This is a genomic window from Roseateles sp. P5_B10, assembly GCF_056400485.1.
The window spans coordinates 1-3,995 of the sequence record NZ_JBFULE010000490.1 but is presented as its reverse complement, the minus strand read 5'-3'; the positions used below and the strand labels follow the sequence as shown (position 1 = coordinate 3,995).

Sequence of the window (3,995 nt, the reverse complement as noted above, 5' to 3'; positions counted from 1 at the left end):
TGAGCACCCCGCCCCGTCCTCCGCAGCAATACGAAGATTTCATGCGCCATGTGTTCGAGCATGGCGTGCAGAAAAGCGATCGCACCGGCACCGGCACGCGCAGCGTGTTCGGCCACCAGATGCGCTTCGACCTGGCTCTGGGCTTCCCGCTGGTCACCACGAAGAAGGTGCACCTGAAGTCGATCGTGCTGGAGCTGCTGTGGTTCCTGCGCGGCGACAGCAACGCCCGCTGGCTGCAGGAACGCGGCGTGACGATCTGGAACGAGTGGGCGCGCGAGGATGGCGACCTCGGGCCGGTCTATGGCGTGCAGTGGCGCTCCTGGCCGACGCCGGACGGTGGCCACATCGACCAGATCGCCGAGGTCGTGAAGCAGCTGAAAAACAACCCCGACTCACGCCGCATCATCGTCAGTGCCTGGAACGTGGCCGAGCTGTCCAAGATGGCGCTGATGCCCTGCCATGCGTTTTTCCAGTTCTACGTGGCGAACGGGAAACTGAGCTGCCAGCTCTACCAGCGCAGCGCCGACATCTTCCTGGGCGTGCCCTTCAATATTGCGTCATACGCGCTGCTGACGATGATGCTGGCTCAGCAGTGCGACCTTGCCTTGGGCGACTTCATCTGGACCGGTGGCGACTGCCACATCTACGACAACCACGTCGAGCAGGTGCAGACCCAGCTCGCCCGCGAGCCGCGGCCTTACCCGACGATGACAATCAAGCGCCGGCCGGCGTCGATCTTCGACTACGCGTTCGAGGACTTCGAGCTGAGCGGCTACGACCCGCATCCGGCGATCAAGGCGCCGGTGGCGGTATGAGCAAGATCACGTTGGTGGCAGCCGTTGCGAAAGACGGCGCGATCGGGCGCAACAACGCGCTGCTCTGGCACCTCCCCGAAGACATGGTGCATTTCAAGGCGCTGACCCTGGGCAAGCCCGTCGTCATGGGCCGCAAGACCTGGGACTCCATACCCCCGAAGTTCCGTCCACTCCCGGGCCGCCGCAATCTCGTCATCAGCCGTTCGGGGGCCGAACTGCCCGGTGCCGAGGTGTTTGCGAGCCTGAATGCCGCGCTGGCCGCCTGCCAGGACGCGCCCGAGGCCTGCGTCATCGGCGGCGGCGAGATCTACGCGCTGGCCTTGCCGCTGGCTGACAAGCTGGCGCTGACCGAGGTGGATGCCGTCTTCCCGGATGCGGACCGGCATTTCCCGGCCTGGCCGCGAGACCAATTCATCGAAGACCGACGCGAGCCGCACACCGGCGCCAACGGTCTTCGTTTCGATTTTGTTGACTACGTTCTCAAGGAGTAACCCCACATGTCCGGACACGGCTTCCACGTCCACGGCCCGCACGAGCACGAGCTGGAGCATGCGGCCCAGCACGATGCCAAGGGCTTTGCCGGCCAATTGGCCGTCATCACCGCCATCCTGGCCACCCTCGGGGCCGGCTTCTCCTACATGGGCGGTGCGACGCAGGCCAATGCCGGCATCCTGAAAAACGACGCGGCCATCAAGAAGACCGAGGCCGGCAACCAGTGGAACTACTACCAGTCCAAGAGCAGCAAACAGAACCTCGCGGAGCTCGCGCTGGAGCTGAGCCCTAGCGAAGAAGCCAAGACCAAGTACCGCGACAAGGTTGCTCGCTACGAGAAGGAAAAGGCCGAGATCAAGGAGAAGGCCGAGGCGCTGGAAGCCGAGTCCAAGCATTTCGACGAGAAGAGCGAGGCGCAGCTGCACATGCATCACCGCTGGGCCCAGGCGACGACCGCGCTGCAGGTATCCATCGCGCTGGCCGCCATCGCGCTGCTGACCAAGCGCCGCTGGATGGAATGGGCCACCATCGCCGCGGGCGGCATCGGCATCGTGCTGGGTGGATTGGCCGCGGCGCACATCTGACGCCGCCCCAGGACGCCCGGCATGCTCCACCGCATCGACGAAGAGATCACCTTCCGCAAGCTGGAGATCCTGCTGGCCTTCATGGAGAGCGGCAATCTCGCGCGCGCCGCCGAGCGGCTGGGCATCAGCGCGGTCAGCGTGCACCGGGCACTACATTCGCTGGAGACGGGTACGCGCTGCAGCCTGTTCCGGCTGGAGGGCCGCAACCTGCAGCCCAATGACGCGGCCCACGCACTGGCCGACGTGGCCCGCGAGGTGCTGCAGGCCATGGCCCACGGCATCCGCTCGACGCGCGAGATCGCCGGCTACGCGGCCGACCGCATCCGCATCGGCTCGCTGTACTCGCTGACCAGCGGCACCGTGCCGGCCCTCATCATGGCGCTGCGCCTGCGCAAGCCCGACATCCAGACCGAGCTCGTGCTGGGCTCCAACAGCGACCTGCTGCGCAAGCTGCGTGACGGCGCCGTGGACGCGACGGTGATGGGCTTTCCCGAGGGCGCGGCCGACGTCGAATCGCAGCTGCTGTTCGAGGACGAGATCTTCTTCGCCGCACCCGCCGACTCGGCCTACGCCCGCCAGACCGAGGTGGACTTGGGCGCCTGCGCGGACGAGCGTTTCGTGTCGCTGAACGAAGGCTATGTGACGCGCGACCGCTTCGTCGAAGCCTTCCAGGTGGCGGGCTTCGAGCCCAACGTCGTCATGACCACCAGCGACATCTTCTCGCTGATGAACCTGGTGGGCGGCGGCATCGGCTGCACGCTGCTGCCCGGGCGCGTGCGCGGCGTGCTGCCGCGCAGCGTCTGCCTCGTGCCGCTGGCGGCGCGCTATCAGATGCGGCAGAAGATCAGCGTCGTCTTCCTGCGCACGCGGGAGCGTGACCCCAACCTGCTGTCGCTGCTGGCCGCCTGCCGCAGCCACACGGCGGAACTGGAAGCCAACCTCCCGCCGCCGTTGACGCCGGGGCACGGTGGGTAGGGACTACCGCCCACCGAGACGGCACGCTTCTCAAGAACCTTCGATCAATCGACCAGCGCCTGCAGCGCCTTCAGGTCCAGCTGCTGCAGCACGCGCTGCATCGGTTCGGTGAAGATGTCGCCGCCATTCACGGCCACCTTCAGCATCTGCGGCCGGCCAGGGTGGCTGCGGTCCCATGGAAAATCCGGGTCGGGCTTGACCAAGCGCGGGTAGCGGTCCAGCGGCACAGCGGCGTCGTGCAGCCCGTTCAGGCCCAGCAGCGCAGGCGCAGCCAGTTGCTGCGGCGACAGGCCGGCGCGCCAGGCCTCGACGCGGCGAAGCATGGTCTGCAGCGGGTTGGCGTCGACACCGGCGGCTGCCTTGCGGCGGGCCGTGCGTGCCTCGGCTTCGCGGGTGGCTCGCAGTTGGTCGCGCAACTCGACAGTCATCTTTTCGGCCGCGGCCGGGTCCACCTTGCGCAGGCCGGCGGTCACCTTCTGCACCTGGGCTTCGTCAAAGGCCTCGCGCGCGGCAGTGTCGCCCTCGGCCGRCAGGCCCGCGCGGGCGCTGCTGTCCTCCTGCATGCGGCGCTTCAGGTCGCGCAGCGTGAAGTCCACGTACTCGGCGGTGGTCACCGCCACCCAGGGCAGGCGGCCACCGCGCGTGAACACCAGCTGATGGCCGCCGTACAGCGTGTAGCTGTTGAGTTGCCCGGTGGCGGGCAGCTCTCGCCAGGCCTGCAGCTGTTCGTCGCGCAACTCGGCATGGGGCGACTCGAAGAAGCTGGTGGGCGCGTTGATGGCCACCACCACCGCGGCCATCGGCCCGAGACGGTCGGCCTTTGGGTTGACGTCGCAGCGGCCGGGCAGCCACATGCTTTCGCGGTGGTCGCGCAGCAGCAGGCTGCCGCTGCGCGCGGGTGCGTCCCATTGGCCACCCACCTGCCAGCTGCTGCGCAGCCGCGTGCGCGGCAGCTCGTGCAGTTCCCGCTGGGCATGGAGGATCGCGTTGACCCGTTGCAGCGCCTGCCGCATCGGGGCGACGGCGGGGTCGGTGACGCGGCGCTGGTCCGCCGTGGTGGGGTGCTCCGCATCCACCCAGCAGTCGATGGCAGCGGCGGCGGGCGGCGGCACGGCCAGCAGCGCCAACG

The 3,995-nt window shown here is 67.9% G+C and carries 5 protein-coding genes; 4 read left to right on the top strand and 1 reads right to left on the bottom strand.

What is annotated here, in order from left to right:
- The 4 genes from AC1DU6_RS22515 to AC1DU6_RS22500 form a co-directional block, all read left to right on the top strand.
- Positions 1 to 815 (top strand): thymidylate synthase (locus AC1DU6_RS22515; protein WP_477859727.1); only part of this gene is annotated, 815 nt, incomplete at its 5' end.
- Positions 812 to 1,306: a dihydrofolate reductase gene (locus tag AC1DU6_RS22510; RefSeq protein ID WP_477859726.1), complete on the top strand. Its 495-nt coding sequence runs from the start codon at positions 812 to 814 to the stop codon at positions 1,304 to 1,306. The genes AC1DU6_RS22515 and AC1DU6_RS22510, both read left to right, overlap by 4 nt.
- A gap of 6 nt (positions 1,307 to 1,312) precedes the next feature.
- Positions 1,313 to 1,891: a DUF4337 domain-containing protein gene (locus AC1DU6_RS22505; protein ID WP_457322069.1), complete on the top strand. Its 579-nt coding sequence runs from the start codon at positions 1,313 to 1,315 to the stop codon at positions 1,889 to 1,891.
- A 21-nt stretch (positions 1,892 to 1,912) separates the two neighbouring features.
- Positions 1,913 to 2,866 carry a LysR family transcriptional regulator gene (locus AC1DU6_RS22500; protein WP_477859724.1) on the top strand — a complete coding sequence of 318 codons (954 nt, stop codon included), beginning with the start codon at positions 1,913 to 1,915 and terminating at the stop codon, positions 2,864 to 2,866.
- Between the two features lie 44 nt (positions 2,867 to 2,910).
- On the opposite strand, the gene AC1DU6_RS22495 is transcribed toward AC1DU6_RS22500, so the two are convergent.
- Positions 2,911 to 3,995, bottom strand: a 1,085-nt coding sequence (locus AC1DU6_RS22495; protein WP_477859723.1) for a hypothetical protein, incomplete at its 5' end; no start/stop codon positions are given.

Coding starts and splice junctions, on each gene's coding strand:
- AC1DU6_RS22510 (WP_477859726.1), top strand. CDS start 812: ATGAGCAAGATCACGTTGGTGGCAGCCGTTGCGAAAGACGGCGCGATC.
- AC1DU6_RS22505 (WP_457322069.1), top strand. CDS start 1,313: ATGTCCGGACACGGCTTCCACGTCCACGGCCCGCACGAGCACGAGCTG.
- AC1DU6_RS22500 (WP_477859724.1), top strand. CDS start 1,913: ATGCTCCACCGCATCGACGAAGAGATCACCTTCCGCAAGCTGGAGATC.